Here is a 17,734-nt window from a genome sequence, read left to right on the forward strand (position 1 = left end):
CGTCCGGGAGGGTCGATCGCCGATCCGCACCCCCCCGCCGTCGAGCCGCTGTCCCGCCGCTGGCTCTGGGTGGCCGGGCTGGTCGCGCTGCTGCTGACCTTCGCGCAGTCCCCCGGGCAGATCGCCCCGGACACCAAGCTGGACCTCACCGCCAACCCGCTGCGGTTCCTGGCGCGCGCCGCCGACCTGTGGAACAGCGACCTGCCCTTCGGCCAGGCGCAGAACCAGGCGTATGGCTACCTGTTCCCGCACGGCGCGTTCTTCCTGATCGGAGACCTGCTGGGGCTGCCGGACTGGGTGATCCAGCGGCTGTGGTGGGCGATCCTGCTGACCGCCGGATTCTGGGGGATCCTGCGGGTCGCCGAGGCGCTGGGCATCGGCACCACCTCGTCGCGGGTGGTGGCCGGGATCGCGTTCGCGCTGTCGCCGCGGGTGCTCAGCACGCTGGGCTCGATCTCCTCGGAGACCCTGCCGATGATGCTGGCGCCGTGGGTGTTGCTGCCGGTCATCCTGGCGATGCGCGGCGGGCACGGTCAGTCGCTGCGCGTTCTGGCCGCCCGCTCGGCCGTCGCCGTCGCGCTGATGGGCGCCGTCAACGCCGTCGCCACCCTGACCGCCTGCCTGCCCGCCCTGGTCTGGTGGGCCTGTCACCGGCCGAACCGCCAATGGCTGCGGTTCAGCGGATGGTGGCTGGGGGCCACCGCGCTCGCGGTCACCTGGTGGGTGGTGGCGCTGGCCTCGCTGGGCCGGATCAGCCCGCCGTTCCTGGACTACATCGAATCCTCCGGGGTCACCACGCAGTGGACCTCGCTGATCGAAGTGCTGCGCGGCACCTACGCGTGGTCGCCGTTCGTGGCACCCAACGCGACGGCCGGCAGTTCGCTGGTGACCGGCCCGATGGCGATCTGGGCCACCACCCTGGTGGCCGCGGCCGGCCTGGCCGGGCTGGCGCTGCGGACCATGCCCGCCCGCGGCCGGTTGGTGACCATGCTGCTGATCGGCGTCACGCTGCTGGCGGTCGGCTACTCCGGCGGGCTAGGTTCGCCGATCGCGGCCTACGTGCAGGCCTTCCTGGACGACGCCGGCGCCCCACTGCGCAACGTGCACAAGCTCGAACCGCTGGTGCGGATCCCGATCGTGCTGGGCATCGCGCACCTGATGGGCCGCCTCCCGCTGCCGGGCAGCGTCCCGCGGCCGGTGTGGCTGCGCGCCTTCACCCACCCCGAGGACGACAAGCGGGTGGCCGTCGGGATCGTGGTGCTCGCGGCGCTGACCGCGGCGACGTCGCTGGCCTGGACCGGTCGGCTGACCCCGCCCGGATCGTTCTCCGCGATCCCGGATTACTGGCACGAGACCGCGGACTGGCTCACCGAGTACAACACCGGGGCGCCGACGCCGGGGCGCGCGCTGGTGGTGCCCGGCGCGCCGTTCGCCACCCAGATCTGGGGCAACAGCCGCGACGAGCCCCTGCAGGTGCTCGGCGAGAGCCCCTGGGGGGTACGCGATTCCATTCCGCTGACCCCGCCGCAGACCATCCGCGCGCTGGACTCGGTGCAGCGGCTGTTCGCCGCGGGCCGGCCGTCGGACGGACTGGCCGACACCCTGGCCCGCCAGGGCGTGTCCTACCTGGTGCTGCGCAACGACCTCGACCCCGAGCACTCCCGGTCGGCCCGCCCGATCCTGGTGCACCGGGCCATCGAGGGCTCCCCCGGGCTGACGAAGGTCGCGGAGTTCGGCGACTTCGTCGGGCCCGGCACGCTGGAGGGATTCATCACCGACAGCGGGCTGCGGCCGCGCTACCGGGCGGTCGAGATCTACCGGGTCGAGCCGCTGCACACCGGCGTCGAAAACCCCGGCGCCCCTTACCTTGCCGATACCGATCAGCTCGCCCGTATCGACGGCGGCCCGGAGGTGCTGCTGCGCCTCGACGAGCGCCGCCGGCTGGCGAACGCCGCCCCGCTGGGACCGGTGCTGCTGACCCAGGACGCCCGGGCCGCGGGCCTGCCCACCGACGTCGTCACCGTCACCGACACCCCGGTAGCGCGCGAGACCGACTACGGCCGCGTCGACGACCATTCGTCGGCCGTGCGTGCCGAGGGCGACGAGCGGCACACCCACAACCGGGTGCCCGACTATCCGAGCCCCGGGGCCGAGCCGGTGTACGGCAGCTGGACCGGCGGTCGGCTGACCACCTCGAGTTCGGCCGCCGACGCCACCGCGCTGCCGCATGTGGCGCCCGCGGCCGGGCCCGCCGCCGCGATCGACGGCGACTCGGCCACCAGCTGGGTGTCCAACTCGTTGCAGGCCGCGGTCGGCCAGTGGCTGCAGATCGACTTCGACCATCCGGTCACCAACGCGACGATGACGTTGACGCCGAGCACCTCGACCATCGGCGCCCAGGTCGACCGCATCGCGATCGAGACCGCCGGCGGCACCACGACGCTGCGGGTCGACGAGCCCGGCCAGCCCGTCACCGTGGCCCTGCCCTACGGCGAGACGCCCTGGGTGCGGATCACCGCCGCCGCGACCCGCGACGGCTCCGGCGGCGTGCAGTTCGGCATCACCGACCTGGCGGTCACCCAGTACGACGCGTCCGGCTTCGCGCATCCGGTCGACCTGCGCCATACCGTGAAAGTGCCCGGCCCGCCGCCGGATTCGGCGGTGGCCCGGTGGGACCTGGGGGCGGAATTCCTGGGTCGCTCCGGCTGCATCGACGGCGCCGACGCGGTGCACTGCGCCTCCGCGCTCGCGCTGGCCCCCGAGGAACTGGTCAACCTCAGCCGCACCCTGACCGTGCCGGAACCGATCTCGGTGACCCCGACGGTGTGGGTGCGGCCCCGCCAGGGCCCGGCGCTCTCGGATCTGGTCCGCCAGCCCGACACCACCCGCGCCGACGGCGACTCCGATTCCTTCGACGTCCTGGGCACCGCCTTCGCCGCGGCCGACGGCGATCCGCGCACCGCCTGGACCGCCCCGCAAGGGGTGGTGCGCAACCACGGCGCGCCGACCCTGACGATCACCCTGCCGGAGCCGACCGAGGTGGCCGCGCTGCGGCTGACGCCGAGCCTGTCGGAACTGCCCACCAACCCGACCCTGGTGGCCGTCGACCTCGGCACCGGCCCCCAGGTGCGTCGGCTCTACGGCGACGGTCGCCAAACCCTGCCGCTGCACCCCGCGCTGACCCGGTCGATCAAGCTCAGCATCCTGGACTGGGAGGACGTGATCGACCGCACCGCACTGGGTTTCGACCAGATCAAGCCGCCCGGGCTGGCCGAGGTGCAGGCGCTGCGCGCGAACGGCACCCCCATCGCGGCCGCCGACGCGCAGCGCAACCGGTCCCGCAAGATCACCATCGGCTGCGGCGAGGGCCCGGTGCTCGCGGTCGCCGGCCGGTTCGTCAACACCTCGGTGAACACCACCGTCGGCGCGCTGCTCGACGGCGGGCCGCTGCCGGCGCGCCCGTGCGAGTCGGCCCCGCTCGAGTTGCCCACCGGTCAGCAGGAGTTGTTGGTCAGCCCCGGCGCGGCCTTCATCGTCGACGGGGTGCAACTGTCCGGCCCGCTGGCCGATCAGGTCCGCCCGGCCGCCACCGCCGAGGCCCCGGCCGAGCGGTGGTCGGCGGATCGCCGCGAGCTGACCGTGCCCGCCGCCGAGACCGAGCGGGTGCTCGTCGTGCCGGAGAGTATCAACCCGGGCTGGACCGCGCGGGCCCCCGACGGCACCGCACTGACGCCGGTGACGGTCAACGGCTGGCAGCAGGGCTGGGTGGTGCCGGCCGGCACGTCGGGCACCGTGACGTTGAGTTTCGCGTCCAACGCCCTGTACCGCGTGGGCCTGGCCGGCGGGCTGGCGCTGCTGCCGATCCTGGCCGCCCTGGCGCTGCTGCCGAGCCGACGACGCCGCGATGATCCGGTGCGGCCGTGGGCGCCGCGGCCCGGCCCGGTGATCGCCGCGCTGATCGCGATGGGCGCGTTGATCTCCGGGGCCGTCGGCGCGGTGGTGTTCGGCGCCGCCGCGGGCCTGCGGTATCTGCTGCGCGCACGCCCGCGCGCGCAGCGGGTGCTGACGCTCGGCGGGACCTCGGTGGCGCTGACGCTGGCCGGTGCGGCGCTGTCGCGCTACCCGTGGCGCTCGGTCGACGGCTACATCGGGCACTCGCCGTGGGTGCAGTTGCTGGCGCTGTGCGCGCTGGCCCTGCTGGCGGCGTCGCTGCTGCGCTTCGACCGAACTCACCTTTCGGCCGAAAGGGCCGAGTAGCTTCCGGCATTACACCGAATCCGGCGCCGCGCAGATGGGCTGCGCCTAGCATTCGCCTTGTGACACAAGTCAACACCGTCCGCGGCGTCATCGACGTCGACACCCTCGGCGCCACCTTGATGCATGAGCACGTCTTCGTACTGTCGCCGGAGATGATGCAGAACGACCCGCAGGTCTGGGGCGACGAGCAGGCCCGCAAGCGCGACGCGATCGCCCGACTGACCGAACTCAAGGCCCGCGGTGTGGACACCATCGTCGACCTCACGGTGATCGGGCTGGGTCGCTACATCCCGCGAATCGCCGAGATCGCCGCGGCCACCGAGATCAACATCGTCGTCGCGACCGGCGTCTACACCTACAACGACGTCCCGATGTATTTCCACTTCACCGGCCCGGACACCGCGCTCGGCGGGCCGGACCCGATGATCGACCTGTTCGTCCGCGACATCACCGAGGGCATCGCCGGCACCGGAGTCAAGGCCGCGATCCTCAAGTGCGCGACCGACGAACCGGGCCTGACGCCGGGCGTCGAACGGGTGCTGCGCGCCGTGGCGCAGGCCCACCGCCAGACCGGCGTCCCGATCTCCACTCACACCCACGCCGCGACCCGGCGCGGCCTCGATCAGCAGCGGGTCTTCGCCGAGGAGGGGGTGGACCTGACCCGGGTGGTGATCGGGCACTGCGGCGACACCACCGACCTCGACTACCTCGAGGAACTGATCGCGGCCGGCTCCTACATCGGCATGGACCGCTTCGGCGCCGACGTGTACCTGCCCACCCCGGAACGCGTCGACACCGTGGCGCGGCTGTGCGAACGCGGCCACGCCGACAAGATGGTGCTGTCCCACGACGCGTCGTGCTTCATCGACTGGCTGCCCGAGGAGATGGTCCCGGTGGTGCTGCCCAACTGGCACTACCTGCACATCCACAACGACGTGCTGCCGGCGCTGCGCGAGCGCGGGGTCACCGAGGAGCAGATCCGCGCCATGCTGGTGGACAACCCCCGCAAGATCTTCGCCACCAGGGGCGGCTACTGATGACCGACCCGAGCACACCGCCGATTCCCACCCAACTCGCCGCACTCGCCCGTGCCGACCCGGACGCCCCCGCCCTGACCTGCCAGGGCCGCACCGTCACGCGCGCGGAACTGGACGCCTCCACCAACCGGCTGGCCCGCGTCTACGCCGAAAAGGGCGTCGCCACCGGCGATTACGTGACAATCCTGATGCCGAACTCGATCGAATGGATCCAGGCCGTCATCGCGTGCTGGAAACTCGGCGCGGTGCCGCAGCCGCTGACTCCGACGCTGCCGGATGCGGAGCTGGCCGAGATCCTGGACCTGCGCGAGCGCGCGCTGCTGGTCGGCCGCCCCGACCCGCGCGGCCAAGTGCCCAGCGTCCCAGCCGATTTCACGCCCGCGCCGGACACCTCGGCGGCGGAGCTGCCCGAGGCGGTGTCGCCGGTGTGGAAGGCGATGGGCTCCGGCGGCAGCACCGGCCGCCCCAAGCTGATCGAGACCGGCGGCGACAGCCGCGTGCCCGCGGCCATCGGCTATCCGCTCGGTGCGGCCGCCGACGACGTGCAGCTGATCAACGTACCGATGAGCCACAACACCGGATTCTCCGTCGCGGTGGCGGGCCTGCTGCTGGGCCAGCACCTGATCCTGATGCCGCGCTTCGATCCGCACGACTTCCTGCGGCTGATCACCGAGCACCGGGTCAGCTTCCTGGCCACGGTGCCCACCATCCTGCAGCGCGCGCTGGCGGCCTACCGCGCCGACCCGGACGCCTACGACCTGTCCTCGATCCGCCGGCTCTGGCACCTGGCCGCGCCGTGCCCGCCGGAGATCAAGGCCGCCTGGATCGAACTCGTCGGCGCCGATGCGGTGTGGGAACTCTACGGCGGCACCGAATTACAGGCGCTGACGTTCATCTCCGGTGCCGAATGGCTGACCCACCGCGGCTCGGTGGGCCGGGTGGTGGCCGGCGAGATGAAGGTGCTCGACGACGACGGCAACGAATGCCCGCCCGGGCAGGAGGGCGAGATCTATATGCGCCCCACCCCGGGCAGCGCGCCCACCTACCGCTACATCGGCGCGACGGCCAAGAGCCGCGACGGCTGGGACTCGCTGGGCGACCTCGGCTACTTCGACGACGAGGGCTACCTGTACCTGTCGGACCGGCGCGTGGACATGTTCACCGTCGGCGGCAAGAACACCTACCCCGCCGAGATCGAGAACGCGCTCAACGCCCACCCTCAGGTGTCGAGTTGCCTGGTCGTCGGCCTCCCGCACGAGGACCTCGGGCAGGTGCCACACGCGCTGGTGCAACTCGCCACCCCCGACGCGCTGGACGCCGACGGGGTCCGGGACTACCTGCGCGACCGGCTCGAACCGCACAAGGTGCCGCGCACCGTGGAGTTCGTCGACCGCCCGCTGCGCGACGACGCGGGCAAGGCGCGGCGCTCGGCGGTGCGCGCCGAGGTCATTTCGCGATCGCCGGCTCCGGCTCGTCGGTGACCGAACTGTCCAGCGGCGGAATCGGTTCGGCGCGGCGGTACTCCCAGCGCCGCAACGCCTGCCGGCACGGGTTCTCCACCAGCGCGTAGCTGACCGCGGCCATCGCGATGCCGAACACCAGCGTCAACACCAGGATCACCGGCATGGCCCCGTTGAACACGAACTTGCCGACCAACGGGAACGCCATCGCCAGCGCCGCGAGGTGCCAGACGAAGATCCCGTAGGACCAGCGGCCGAGCGTCACCATGACGGGGCTACCCAGGAACCGGTGGCTGGTATCGGGCCGGTCGAGCACCAGCGGCGCCAGCAGCCCCCAGGCAATGATGGCCCCCATCGCGGTGCGCACCACGAACTGATCCAGCCGGGCCGGGGTCATCCCCTCGGGTCCGGCCAGCGGCGAGGCCGAGATCAGATACGCCACCACGACGATGCCCGCCATCACCCACCGTCGCCGCGCGAGCCGGTGCATCCAGCCCATCGGGCTGACCGTCCACTCCGCGAGCAGGATGCCCGCGGCGAACCACGACGCGTAGGCCGGCGGCCAGTTCAGCGGGTTGACCCCCTCGGGGGTGTCGATCGGCAGCAGCCCCCAGGCCAGGCTCGCGACCGCCACCCCGGCGATGACGGGCACCCGGGCCCGCACCGGCAGCCGGCGCGCCAGCAGCGCCAGGAACGGCAGCGCCAGATAGAAGGTGACCTCGACCGACAGGCTCCACATCTGGGTCAGCCCCGGCGTCAACGTCAGCGGCACATAGATCTGCGTCAGCGTGAGGTTGGCCAGCCACACCGTCGGGCTCGCGCCCATGGCGTCGGGCAGGAACAGCAGGATGATCACGACGGCCAGCAGGTAGCCGGGCATGATCCGGACGATGCGCGAGCGCAGATAATGCCCGGTGCGAGGACGTTCCCGCAGGTCCCGCGCCGCCGCGGCGTGGCCGCGCCACAGCAGGAAACCGGACAGCGCGAAGAACACCGCCACCGCCAGGTCGAAGCGCGCCCACAACCGGCCGGTGATGCCGCCGGACTGCGCGGTCTGGAACGCCACGTGGGTGATGACGACGCCGATCGCCGCACAGGCGCGCAGACCCTCGACCGCGGGCAGGAAACTGCGCGTCCCGCCCACCTCGGCGGGCCGGCCGCGCCCGCCGGACACCTCACTCACCCGACCTAGTGTGCCGTAACCGCGTCACCGGATACCGGTACCCGCCTGCAAGCATGGAATTCTGGTGTCTGCTGTTAGGGTCGAACGGGTTTGCCTGTGCTGCCCGGACCGGAAGGAAGGTACGCCCACCTTGAACCGTGCAGTCATGTTGCGTATCGGCGCATGCGGCCTGTTGGGGCTGGGCGCCGCCCTGTTGATCGCCGCGCTGCTGCTGTCCACCTACACGGCGGGCAAGATCAAGAAGATTCCGCTGGATCTGGACGCCACCCTGGTCAGCGACGGCACCGGCACGGCGCTGGATCCCGCGTCGCTGGCCGGCGAGGTCTTCGTCATCGACGAGGGCGTGCCGCTGGTGTCCCAGCAGCAGATCAGCGTCGAGACCCCGGCCAACGCCGACGTGGTGACCCTGCAGGTGGGCACCTCGGTGCGCCGGACCGATCAGCAGAAGGACAACGGCCTGCTGCTGGCGATGGTCGACACCGTCACCGTCGACCGGGCCACCGCCATGGCCGTCTCCGACGACGCCCACCCGGGCGGCTCGGTGCAGAAGCCGCGCTCGATGGAAGACACGAAGGCGCCCACCAACATTGCGCTGCCGCACGAAGGGCTGTCGTACCGCTTCCCGTTCGACACCGAGAAGAAGACCTACCCGTTCTTCGACCCGATCGCGCAGAAGCCCTTCGACGCCAACTACGACGGCGAAGAAGACGTCAACGGCCTGACCACCTACAAGTTCACCCAGAATGTCGGCTACGACGCCGACGGCAAGCTGGTCAAGCCCATCCGCTACTCGTCGCTGTACGACAACGACGAGGACGCCGAGGTCACCGCGCGCGCCTCCCAGTGGGGCGTGCCCGGCGAGCCCGACGACCAGGTCACCATGACCCGCTACTACGCCGCGCAGCGGTCGTTCTGGGTGGATCCGGTGTCCGGCACCATCGTCAAGGCCGAGGAGCACGCGAATCACTACTACGCGCGCGACGCCCTCGAGCCCGAGGTCGCGCTGGCCGACTACACGGTGACTTCCAACGAGGAGACCATCGAGGGTCAAGTGGAGGCCGCCCGCGACGAGCGCGACCAGATCGCGCTGTGGTCGCGCATCCTCCCGATCACCTTCACCGCCGCCGGTCTGATCGCGCTGGTGGCCGGCGCGCTGCTGGGCTCGTTCAGCCTGCGCGCCGAGGCCGAGCTGATCGACCCGGGTCTCGACGGCAAGGAGGGCGGCTTCTTCGGCGGGTTCGCCAGCCGGCGCGGCGAGGACACCGGTCCGATGCCGGCCGCGGAGGCCGAGACCGAGAAGCTGCCCGCGCAGCGCCCGGATCTACACCCCGACCAGGGCCCGCCAGACCGCACGTGAGCCCGGCGGGCGCCCCCGTGCCCTGGCTGCGCGCCGCCGTGCCCGGGTACGCGCTGCTGCTGTCGCTGCTGATCACCGCGCCGCTGTTGGCGCCGGGATACCTGCTGCTGCGCGACGCGGTGTCCACGCCGCGGTCCTACCTCACCGATGCCGCCCTGGGCCTGACCGAGGCCGCCCCGCGGGCCCTGCCGCAGGACTTCCTGGTGGCGCTGACCTCGTCGCTCATCGACGGTGGCGTGGTGGTCAAGGCGTTGCTGATCGCCGGGCTGTGGTGCGCCGGGGTGGGCGCGGCCCGGCTGGCCGCCGCGGCGCTGCCCGCCGCGGGGCCGGCCGGCCAGTTCGTCGCGACGACGGTCGCGGTGTGGAATCCCTACGTCGCCGAACGGTTGCTGCAGGGGCACTGGAGCCTGTTGGTCGGCTACGGCGCGCTGCCCTGGGTGGCGGCCGCGATGCTGCGCCTGCGCACCGGGCAGCCGGCATGGTGGGCGCTGGCGTTCTGGATCGCGCTCGCCGGGCTGACCCCGACGGGTCTGCTGCTGGCCGTCGTCGTCGCGGTGGTGATGGTGGCCGCGCCCGGTGTCGGGGTGGCCCGCCGTTGGTGCGCGGCGGGCGCGGTGCTGATCGGGGCGTTGGCCGCGCTGCCCTGGCTGGCCGCGGCGCTGCTGTCCGATTCGCTGTCGGGATATCAGGCCGGCGGCGCGGGCACGGCCGCGTTCGCCGCCCGCGCCGAACCGGGGTTGGCGACGGTGGGCAGCCTGGCCGGTCTCGGCGGGATCTGGAACGCGCAGGCGGTACCGGATTCACGGACAACGCTTTTCGCGGTGGTGGCCACCGCCGCGCTGCTGGCGGTCGTGGCGCTGGGTCTGCCCGCCGCGCTGCGGAGCCGTCCCGCGCTGCCGCTGCTGGTGCTCGCGGGTGCGGCGGTGCTGCTGCCGGCGTTGACGGCGACCGGGCCGGGTCTGGCGCTGGTGCAGGCGGTCTCGGAGGCCGTGCCGGGCCTCGGTGTGCTGCGCGACGGGCAGAAGTGGGTCGCGCTGGCCATGCCGGGCTACGCCGTCGCCGCGGCCGGCGCGGTGCTGACGGTGGCGCGGTGGCGGGTCAGGCCCGCGCTCGCCGCGCTCGGCCTGTGCCTCGTGGTGCTCGCGGTGCTTCCCGATCTGGGGTGGGGCGTTGGGGGCAAGGTGGCCGCGGTGCGCTACCCGCCGGGCTGGGCCGAGGTGGCCGCGCGGATCAACGCCGACCCGTGCCCGGTGGCGGTGCTGCCGCCGGATTCCATGCGCCAGTTCGCCTGGGCGGGGCCGGCCCCGGTGCTCGATCCGCTGCCGCGCTGGCTGCGCGCCGACGTGTTCAGCACGGGCGACCTGACGATCTCGGGGTCGACGGTGCTGGGCGAGGGCGGGACCGCCCGCGCGGTGCAGGAGTTGCTGCTGGCCGGGGCGGAGCCGGCCGCACTGGCCGCGGCCGGGGTGGGCTGGGTGGTGGTGGAGGTCGACGCCGGTGGCGACAACGGTTCGGCCGCAGCCACTTTGGACCGCCTGCCGCTGGTCTACGCCGACGAGGACCTGCGGCTGTACCGGGTCGACGGCGCGGCGCAGCTACCCGGCGCGGCGCATCGCGAAGCGCTGATCGCCGCGCACCTGATCTGGTTGGCGGTGCTGCTGGCCGGCGCGGTGGGCGCGGCCCGTCAGAGTACGCCGCTGACGCGCCGGCCGGACTGAACCGCCGCCAACACGGCGTGCATCCCGGCCGCGCTCTGCCGCCAGGAGAACTCAGCGGTGCGGGCCTGTGCCTTGCGGCCCAACTCGTCGCGCAGCACCGGGTCGCTGAGCATCTCGTCGAGGCGTTGGATCAGCTCGGTGCGGTCGTCGACCAGGATCCCGGTGACGCCGTCGACGATCGAGTCGGTCAGCCCGCCCGAGGAGCGGTAGCCGACGGTGGGCACCGCGTGCTGGGCGGCCTCCAGTACGGCCAGGCCCCAGCCCTCCTTGCGCGACGGCAGCACGTGCACCCAGGCTCGTTGCACCACTTGGTGTTTGGTGATGTCGTCGACGTGACCGTGGAAGGTCACCGCCTCGGAGATGCCCAGGGCCGCGGCGTGGTCGACCAGGCGGCGACGCCACCAGCCGTCGCCGACGACGTCCAGATGCAGCCCCGGGATGCGGGGGCGCAGCGCGGCGACGGCGTCCAGCGCGTCCTCGATCTGCTTGTGCGGCACCAGCCGGGACAGCACCGCCACCCGCGGGGCCGCCGAGCGCGGCGCGGTCAGGGAGGCCGGCGGCGCGTCGTCGAGGCCGTTGCGCACCACGGCGATGCTGCGCTGGTCGACGCCGAGTTCGGCCAGGTCACGCATCGAGGGCAGCGACACCGTGACGTATTGGTTGCGGCGGTGCAGCCACGGCGAGAGCTTGGATTCGACGAACCAGCCGAACCGTCCGGTCCACCGCCCCGCGACCGGCCACTGCTCGCGGTGGCAGTGATGCACCAGCACCACCGCGCGCCGCCCGTAGGCCAGCCGTGCCAAGAACGGGATCCCGTTCTGGGTGTCGATCACCACGTCCGGTCGGGCCCGGCGCAGCGGACCGATCCCGAGGCGCGCGGCCACCATGGCCAGCCCGGCCCAGATGTACACCGAATAGGCGCCGCCGCCGCGGCTGATCTGTACGCCGTCGATGGTGCCGCGGCGCGGGGCGCCCGGGTACCGGGCCGTGCGCAGGGTCACCGCGACGCCCGAGGCGGCCAGTTGCGCGCCGATGCGCTGCAGGTAGGCCTCGCTGCCGCCGCCCTGCGGGTGGCCGGTATCGCGCCAGCACAGCATCAGCACTGAGCGAACGGGCGAGGCGGACATCGGTCCCAGGGTAGACCTGTCGTCGCGCGCCCCTGGCCTGCGTAGGGTGGCGCGGTGGCCATCACCGACCTGTTCGCCCGGCGGGCGTCGCTGGCCCGGTCGGTGCGCCTGCTGGCGGAGTTCCGCTTCGAGCAGTCCGACCCGGCCCGGTTCTACGGCGCGCTGGCCGCCGACACCGCGGACATGGTGGCCCAGCTGTGGGCCGCCACCGGGCAGTCCCCCGCCGGGCAGACCGTGCTCGACGTGGGCGGCGGCCCCGGCTATTTCGCCGACGCGTTCGCGGCCCGCGGGATGTCCTACATCGGCGTCGAACCCGACCCGCGGGAGATGCACGCGGGCACCCCGGCGCAGCGCGGCGACGGCACGTTCGTGCGGGCCTCCGGGATGGCGTTGCCGTTCGCCGATGCCAGCGTGGACATCTGCCTGTCGTCGAACGTCGCCGAGCACGTGCCCGAGCCGTGGTTGCTGGGCCGGGAGATGTTGCGGGTGACCCGGCCGGGCGGGCTGGCGATCCTGTCCTACACGGTCTGGTTGGGCCCGTTCGGTGGCCACGAGATGGGGTTGACGCACTATCTGGGCGGGGCGCGCGCCGCGGCCCGCTACACCCGCAAACACGGTCATCCGCCGAAGAATTACTACGGGTCGTCGCTGTTCGCCGTCTCGGCCGCGGCCGGGCTGGATTGGGCCGCCAACACGGGCGCGCTGATCGCCGCATTCCCCCGCTACCACCCGCGATGGGCGTGGTGGATGACATCGGTGCCGGTGCTACGGGAGTTTCTGGTGAGCAACCTGGTCCTGGTCTTGCGCGCCCCGGAAACCGCGGACTGAAACAGGTTCTCATCGGGGCCCCGGCAGTGGGTATTGTGTGCGCTATGACACAGACTTCGGCAGCTGCCCTCAAGACCGACTACGACAAGCTGTTCATCGGCGGACGTTGGGTCGCACCGTCCTCGTCGGAGATCATCGAGGTGTTCTCGCCGGCCACCGGCGAGAAGGTCGGTCAGGTGCCGCTGGCCACCAAGACCGACGTCGACGCCGCCTTCGCCGCGGCCCGCAAGGCCTTCGACGAGGGACCGTGGCCGCGCAAGACGCCGCACGAGCGGCAGGCCGTGATCGCCAAGGCCGTCGAACTGATCGAGGCCCGCGCCGACGAGTTCAAGCGCCTGCTCACCCTGGAGACCGGGCAGCCGCAGACCATCGTCGACATGATGCAGTACGGCGCGGCCATGTCGACGCTGCAGTTCTACGCCTCGGCGGCCGACAAGTTCGCCTGGAAGGACATCCGCGACGGCGCCTACGGTCAGACGCTGGTGCTCAAGGAGCCGATCGGCGTGGTGGGTGCCGTCGTCGCCTGGAACGTGCCGTTCTTCCTGGCCGCCAACAAGCTCGGTCCGGCGCTGCTGGCCGGCTGCACCATCGTGCTCAAGCCGGCCGCCGAGACCCCGCTGACGACCAACCTGATGGCCGAGGTGTTCGCCGAGGCCGGGCTGCCCGAGGGCGTGCTGTCGGTGGTGCCCGGCGGGCCCGAGACCGGCCGCGCGCTCACCGACAACCCCGAGATCGACAAGTTCACCTTCACCGGGTCCTCGGCCGTCGGCAAGGAGATCGGCAAGATCGCCGCCGAGCGGCTCAAGCCGTGCACGCTGGAACTCGGCGGCAAGTCCGCGGCCATCATCCTCGAGGACGCCGACCTGGATTCGACGCTGCCCATGCTGGTGTTCTCCGGGCTGATGAACTCCGGGCAGGCGTGTGTGGGTCAGACCCGCATCCTCGCGCCGCGCTCCCGCTACGACGAGGTCGTCGAGAAGTTGGGCAACGCCGTATCGGCGATGCCGGCCGGCCTGCCGGACGACCCGGGCACCGTGATCGGGCCGCTGATCAGCGAGAAGCAGCGCGAACGCGTCGAGGGCTACATCAAGAAGGGCGTCGAGGAGGGCGCCCGCATCGTGGCCGGCGGCGGCCGTCCCGAGGGGATGGACACCGGCTGGTTCGTGCAGCCCACGGTGTTCGCCGACGTGGACAACTCGATGACCATCGCCCAGGAGGAGATCTTCGGCCCGGTGCTGGCGGTGATCCCCTACGAGGACGAGGCCGACGCGGTGCGCATCGCCAACGACTCGGTGTACGGGCTGGCCGGGTCGGTGTACACCACCGACAACAAGAAGGCCCTCGAGATCGCGGCCCAGATTCGCACCGGCACCTACGGCGTGAACATGTACGCCTTCGACCCGGGCGCGCCGTTCGGCGGGTACAAGAACTCCGGCGTGGGCCGCGAGTGCGGGCCCGAGGGCATCGCGGGGTACTGCGAGTCCAAGTCCGTGCTGCTGCCTTTCGGCTACACCCCGGAGGACTGACCCAACGCTGGGCGGGCCCCCGCGCGCGAGCGCGGGGCCTACTCAGGAGTTCTCCGCCGGGCGCCGTTACGGTAATATCGTTCTCTGTAAACCAGAAGACTCTTCTCGGCAACTCGAAATCTCGGAGACCTGATGACCGCAAGCAGCAAGGCCGCCATCGTCGCGGCAGCCCGCAGTGCCCTCGGCACCGCCCGCAAGGGCACCCTGGCCAACATGCAACCCATCGAGGTGGCCAAGCCCATCGTGGCCGCCGCGGTCGAGCGTTCGGGCTTGAGCGCCAAGGACTTCGATGACCTGGTGCTGGCCGAAAGCCTGCAGGGCGGCGGCGACAGCGCCCGCTATATCGCGGTGGACCTGGGCTTCGAGGATCTGCCCGGCGCCGCGGTGAACCGGCAGTGCGCCTCGGGCCTGACCGCCATCGCCTTCGGCGCGGGTCAGATCGCCTCCGGTATGAGCAGCGCCATCCTGGCCGGCGGCATGGAGTCCATGTCGAACATGCCGCAGTTCCTCAAGCGCAAGGCGTTCACCTCCGGCAAGGAGGCCGGCGACTTCGAGCGGTGGGCCCCGATGGCCAACCCCGTCGACACCCCGGACGCGCCGCCGTACGACATGTCGATCACCGTCGCGCACAACTGCGCCGTCGAATACGGCCTGACCCGCGAGGATCAGGACGCCTGGGCGCTGCGCAGCCATCAGCGGGCGATCAAGGCCATCGACGCCGGCTCGTTCGTCGACGAGATCGTGCCCATCGAGGTGCCGCAGCAGGACGGCTCGACCATCACCTTCGCCGTCGACGAGCACCCACGCCGCAATTCGTCGCTGGAGTCGCTGGCCGGCCTCAAGGTGCTGCACCCCGAGATCGAGGGGTTCTCGGTGACAGCGGGCAACTCGTCGGGCACCAACGACGGTGCGGCGGTCGTGGCGCTGGCCGCACCGAACACCTCGCAGAACGTGCTGGCCAACATCCTGTCGTGGTCGCAGGTCGGCGTGCCGCCCAAGCGCACCGGCAGCGGCCCCATCTACGCCATCCCGAAGGCGCTGGACCTGGCGGGCCTGAAGATCTCCGACGTCACGCTGTTCGAGATCAACGAGGCGTTCGCCGCCCAGGCCGTGGCCTGCACCCGTCAGCTCGGCCTCGACGAGGAGCGGGTCAACGTGTACGGCTCGGGCATCAGCCTCGGCCACCCGATCGCGGCCACCGGCGCCCGGATGGTCACCTCGGCCATCTACGAGCTGCGCCGTCGCGGCGGCGGCATCGGCGTGGTGTCGATGTGCGCCGGCGGTGGCATGGGCGCGGCGATGGTGATCGAGGTCGCCTAGCTTGCAGTAACCAAAAGCGCCGCCCCGGAACGGATTCCGGGGCGGCGCTTTTGTTGTCTGTTCAGTCGCTGGCGGGCAGCGGCTTGGCCTCCTTGAGGCTCAGCGCGGTGGTGCCCACCGACAGCGTGCCCTGCCCGGCCTTGGTCACCAGCACCTCGGCGCCGGCCTCGTCGACGTAGCGCTTACCCATCGCGGTGCCCTCGGAGAACGCCGGATCGATTGCCGCGCCGGACTTCTCGGCGTCCAGCGCGACCATCGGCGTGCCGCCGCAGCGAAGGTCGTCGAGCGCGTCGGAGGTCTTCACGACGATGACCTGAGTGTCGTCCACCTGACTCTGCAGGCGGGTGCCGTTCTTCACCATTTGCTACCCCTGTGGTTGTGTTGCGGTGTCATTGAGGCTCGCGACGATCTCGCGTCGCAGCAGCTTGCCGGTGGCGTTGGTGGGCAGTTCGGCCCGGAAGACCACCCGGTCCGGGGTCCGCGAGCCCCGCAGGTGCTTGCGGACGTGGGCGCGCAGTTCCTCGGGATCCGGGTCAACGCCGGCGGCCGGCACCACCACGGCCACGATGGCCTGGCCCCACTGTGGATCCTCGACGCCGACGACGGCCACCTCGTGGACGTGATCGTGCTCGATGAGCACATCCTCGAGTTCGGCGGGGGCGATGTTCTCCCCGCCGCGAATGATGGTGTCGTCGGAGCGGCCCGTGATGAACAGGTAACCGTCCTCGTCGAGGGTGGCGATGTCCTTGGTGGGGAACCAGCCCTGCTCGTCGAGCACCGAGCCGATGCCGGTGTACTTGCCCGAGACCTGCTCGCCGCGGACGAACAACTCGCCGGGCTCGCCCGGCCCCAGCACGGTGCCGTCCTCGCTGCGGATCTGCACCTCGATACCGGGCACAGGCTGCCCGACCGAACCGAGGCGCTTGGCCACCGCCTCGTCGGGGTTGCCGTGCGCCTCGCGGTGATCGTCGGGGGTCAGCACCGCAATCGTCGAGGACGTCTCGGTCAGGCCGTAGGCGTTGACGAACCCGACGTGCGGCAGCAGACCGAGGGCCTTGCGCACCAGCGGCAGGCCCACCTTGGAGCCGCCGTAGGCGAGGTTGCGCAGCGTGGGCAGCGGATGGTCGCCGGCCTCGAGCACGGTGACGATCCGGTCGAGCATGGTCGGCACCACCGTCGCCGACGTGACGCCCTCCTCGCCCACCAGCCGCACCCATTCGGCGGCGTCAAAGTTGGGCAGGTACACCATCTTTCGCCCGGCGTACAGGTTCGACAGCGCGGCCGACACCCCGGCGATGTGGTAGGGCGGCACGCAGATCAGCGCGGCGTCGTCCGGTTCGGCGGCGCCGAACTCGACGGTGCCGGTGATGTAGGACGTCAGGTTGTTGTGCGAGAGCTCGACGGCCTTGGGCGCCGAGGTGGTGCCCGAGGTGAACAGCACGACGCCGACGTCGTCGGGATCGGCGAACTCGGCGACCGCCTCGGCGGACTTGGCCGCCGCCAGGAACTCGGCGGACTCCATGGTCGCCGCGCCGGCGTCGCCCACCATGTCGCGGTAGCGCTCGTCGACGATCACCAGCGGCTTGGGCAGCCGCTCGATGAGCGCCTGGATGCCCTCGGCCGACAGCCGGTAGTTGATCGGCGTGAAGGTCCGCGCGGCCCGGGCCGAGGCGAACAACAGCAGCGGCAGCAGCGCGCCGCCGGTGCCCACGTACACCACATGCTCGGCGCCGCTACCGGCGATGACGCCCGCGCCGCCGTCGGCGAGGTCGGACAATTCCTGGGTGGTCAGGCGGGTTTCCTCGGACACCACGGCCACGCGGTCCGGGTCTCCGGACAGCGCCATCTCGAGCAGCAGCGAGATACTCATCGGGACCGTCCGGGAGCGGCGTTATCATAATCGAAGAACATGATTCTCCGA

The 17,734-nt window shown here is 71.7% G+C and carries 12 protein-coding genes; 8 read left to right on the forward strand and 4 right to left on the reverse strand.

The genetic code is table 11. The features are described from left to right. Positions 1–48: 48 nt before the first annotated feature. From EL338_RS22010 to EL338_RS22020, 3 genes are all read left to right on the forward strand, one after another. Positions 49–4,257, forward strand: a complete 4,209-nt coding sequence (locus EL338_RS22010) for an alpha-(1->3)-arabinofuranosyltransferase (protein ID WP_179967232.1) — start codon at positions 49–51, stop codon at positions 4,255–4,257. A 119-nt stretch (positions 4,258–4,376) separates the two neighbouring features. Beyond that, positions 4,377–5,294 (forward strand): phosphotriesterase family protein, encoded by a 918-nt coding sequence (locus EL338_RS22015; protein ID WP_435404972.1) that lies wholly within the window; start codon positions 4,377–4,379, stop codon positions 5,292–5,294. Next, positions 5,294–6,775, forward strand: coding sequence for an AMP-binding protein (locus EL338_RS22020; RefSeq protein ID WP_126335682.1), 1,482 nt, complete (start codon positions 5,294–5,296; stop codon positions 6,773–6,775). The genes EL338_RS22015 and EL338_RS22020 overlap by 1 nt, the downstream gene beginning before the upstream one ends. Here the strand turns inward: EL338_RS22020 and EL338_RS22025 are convergent. Further along, positions 6,741–7,937: an acyltransferase family protein gene (locus EL338_RS22025; protein WP_235666248.1), complete on the reverse strand. Its 1,197-nt coding sequence runs from the start codon at positions 7,935–7,937 to the stop codon at positions 6,741–6,743. The two genes, EL338_RS22020 and EL338_RS22025, sit on opposite strands and share 35 nt — an antisense overlap. Before the next feature lie 130 nt (positions 7,938–8,067). On the opposite strand from EL338_RS22025, the gene pgfA reads away from it, so the two are divergent. Both pgfA and EL338_RS22035 read left to right on the forward strand, forming a co-directional pair. Continuing rightward, positions 8,068–9,294: a cell envelope lipid trafficking protein PgfA gene (gene pgfA, locus EL338_RS22030; protein WP_126335683.1), complete on the forward strand. Its 1,227-nt coding sequence runs from the start codon at positions 8,068–8,070 to the stop codon at positions 9,292–9,294. Between the two features lie 26 nt (positions 9,295–9,320). Continuing rightward, a complete protein-coding gene (locus tag EL338_RS22035; protein WP_126337029.1) occupies positions 9,321–11,012 on the forward strand; it encodes an MmpA family trehalose lipid delivery protein in 1,692 nt (563 codons plus the stop codon). On the opposite strand, the gene EL338_RS22040 is transcribed toward EL338_RS22035, so the two are convergent. Beyond that, complete coding sequence (locus EL338_RS22040) at positions 10,979–12,139, reverse strand: glycosyltransferase family 4 protein (protein ID WP_126335684.1); 1,161 nt, start codon at positions 12,137–12,139, stop codon at positions 10,979–10,981. The two genes, EL338_RS22035 and EL338_RS22040, sit on opposite strands and share 34 nt — an antisense overlap. Positions 12,140–12,193: 54 nt before the next feature. On the opposite strand from EL338_RS22040, the gene EL338_RS22045 reads away from it, so the two are divergent. The 3 genes from EL338_RS22045 (at position 12,194) to EL338_RS22055 (ending at position 15,813) form a co-directional block, all read left to right on the forward strand. Then, the gene (locus EL338_RS22045; protein WP_126335685.1) at positions 12,194–12,967 is read left to right on the forward strand and encodes a class I SAM-dependent methyltransferase; all 774 of its coding nucleotides are present in this window, start codon (positions 12,194–12,196) and stop codon (positions 12,965–12,967) included. Between the two features lie 44 nt (positions 12,968–13,011). After that, positions 13,012–14,493: an aldehyde dehydrogenase gene (locus EL338_RS22050; protein ID WP_163791882.1), complete on the forward strand. Its 1,482-nt coding sequence runs from the start codon at positions 13,012–13,014 to the stop codon at positions 14,491–14,493. 132 nt (positions 14,494–14,625) lie between these two features. Beyond that, entirely contained in the window at positions 14,626–15,813 is a 1,188-nt protein-coding gene (locus EL338_RS22055) for a thiolase family protein (protein ID WP_372939811.1), read from the forward strand. 61 nt (positions 15,814–15,874) lie between these two features. Here EL338_RS22055 and EL338_RS22060 read toward each other — a convergent pair whose 3' ends face one another. Next, positions 15,875–16,174 carry a hypothetical protein gene (locus EL338_RS22060; RefSeq protein WP_126335688.1) on the reverse strand — a complete coding sequence of 100 codons (300 nt, stop codon included), beginning with the start codon at positions 16,172–16,174 and terminating at the stop codon, positions 15,875–15,877. A 3-nt stretch (positions 16,175–16,177) separates the two neighbouring features. Beyond that, on the reverse strand, positions 16,178–17,683 hold the full coding sequence (locus EL338_RS22065) for a class I adenylate-forming enzyme family protein (RefSeq protein WP_126335689.1): 1,506 nt from the start codon (positions 17,681–17,683) through the stop codon (positions 16,178–16,180). Positions 17,684–17,734: the final 51 nt, after the last annotated feature.

This window comes from Mycolicibacterium chitae (assembly GCF_900637205.1).
In the GTDB taxonomy this organism is placed as follows: Bacteria; Actinomycetota; Actinomycetes; order Mycobacteriales; family Mycobacteriaceae; genus Mycobacterium; species Mycobacterium chitae.

Coding starts and splice junctions, on each gene's coding strand:
- EL338_RS22055 (WP_372939811.1), top strand. CDS start 14,626: ATGACCGCAAGCAGCAAGGCCGCCATCGTCGCGGCAGCCCGCAGTGCC.
- EL338_RS22020 (WP_126335682.1), top strand. CDS start 5,294: ATGACCGACCCGAGCACACCGCCGATTCCCACCCAACTCGCCGCACTC.
- EL338_RS22050 (WP_163791882.1), top strand. CDS start 13,012: ATGACACAGACTTCGGCAGCTGCCCTCAAGACCGACTACGACAAGCTG.
- EL338_RS22065 (WP_126335689.1), bottom strand. CDS start 17,683: ATGAGTATCTCGCTGCTGCTCGAGATGGCGCTGTCCGGAGACCCGGAC.
- EL338_RS22040 (WP_126335684.1), bottom strand. CDS start 12,139: ATGTCCGCCTCGCCCGTTCGCTCAGTGCTGATGCTGTGCTGGCGCGAT.
- EL338_RS22015 (WP_435404972.1), top strand. CDS start 4,377: ATGCATGAGCACGTCTTCGTACTGTCGCCGGAGATGATGCAGAACGAC.
- EL338_RS22060 (WP_126335688.1), bottom strand. CDS start 16,174: ATGGTGAAGAACGGCACCCGCCTGCAGAGTCAGGTGGACGACACTCAG.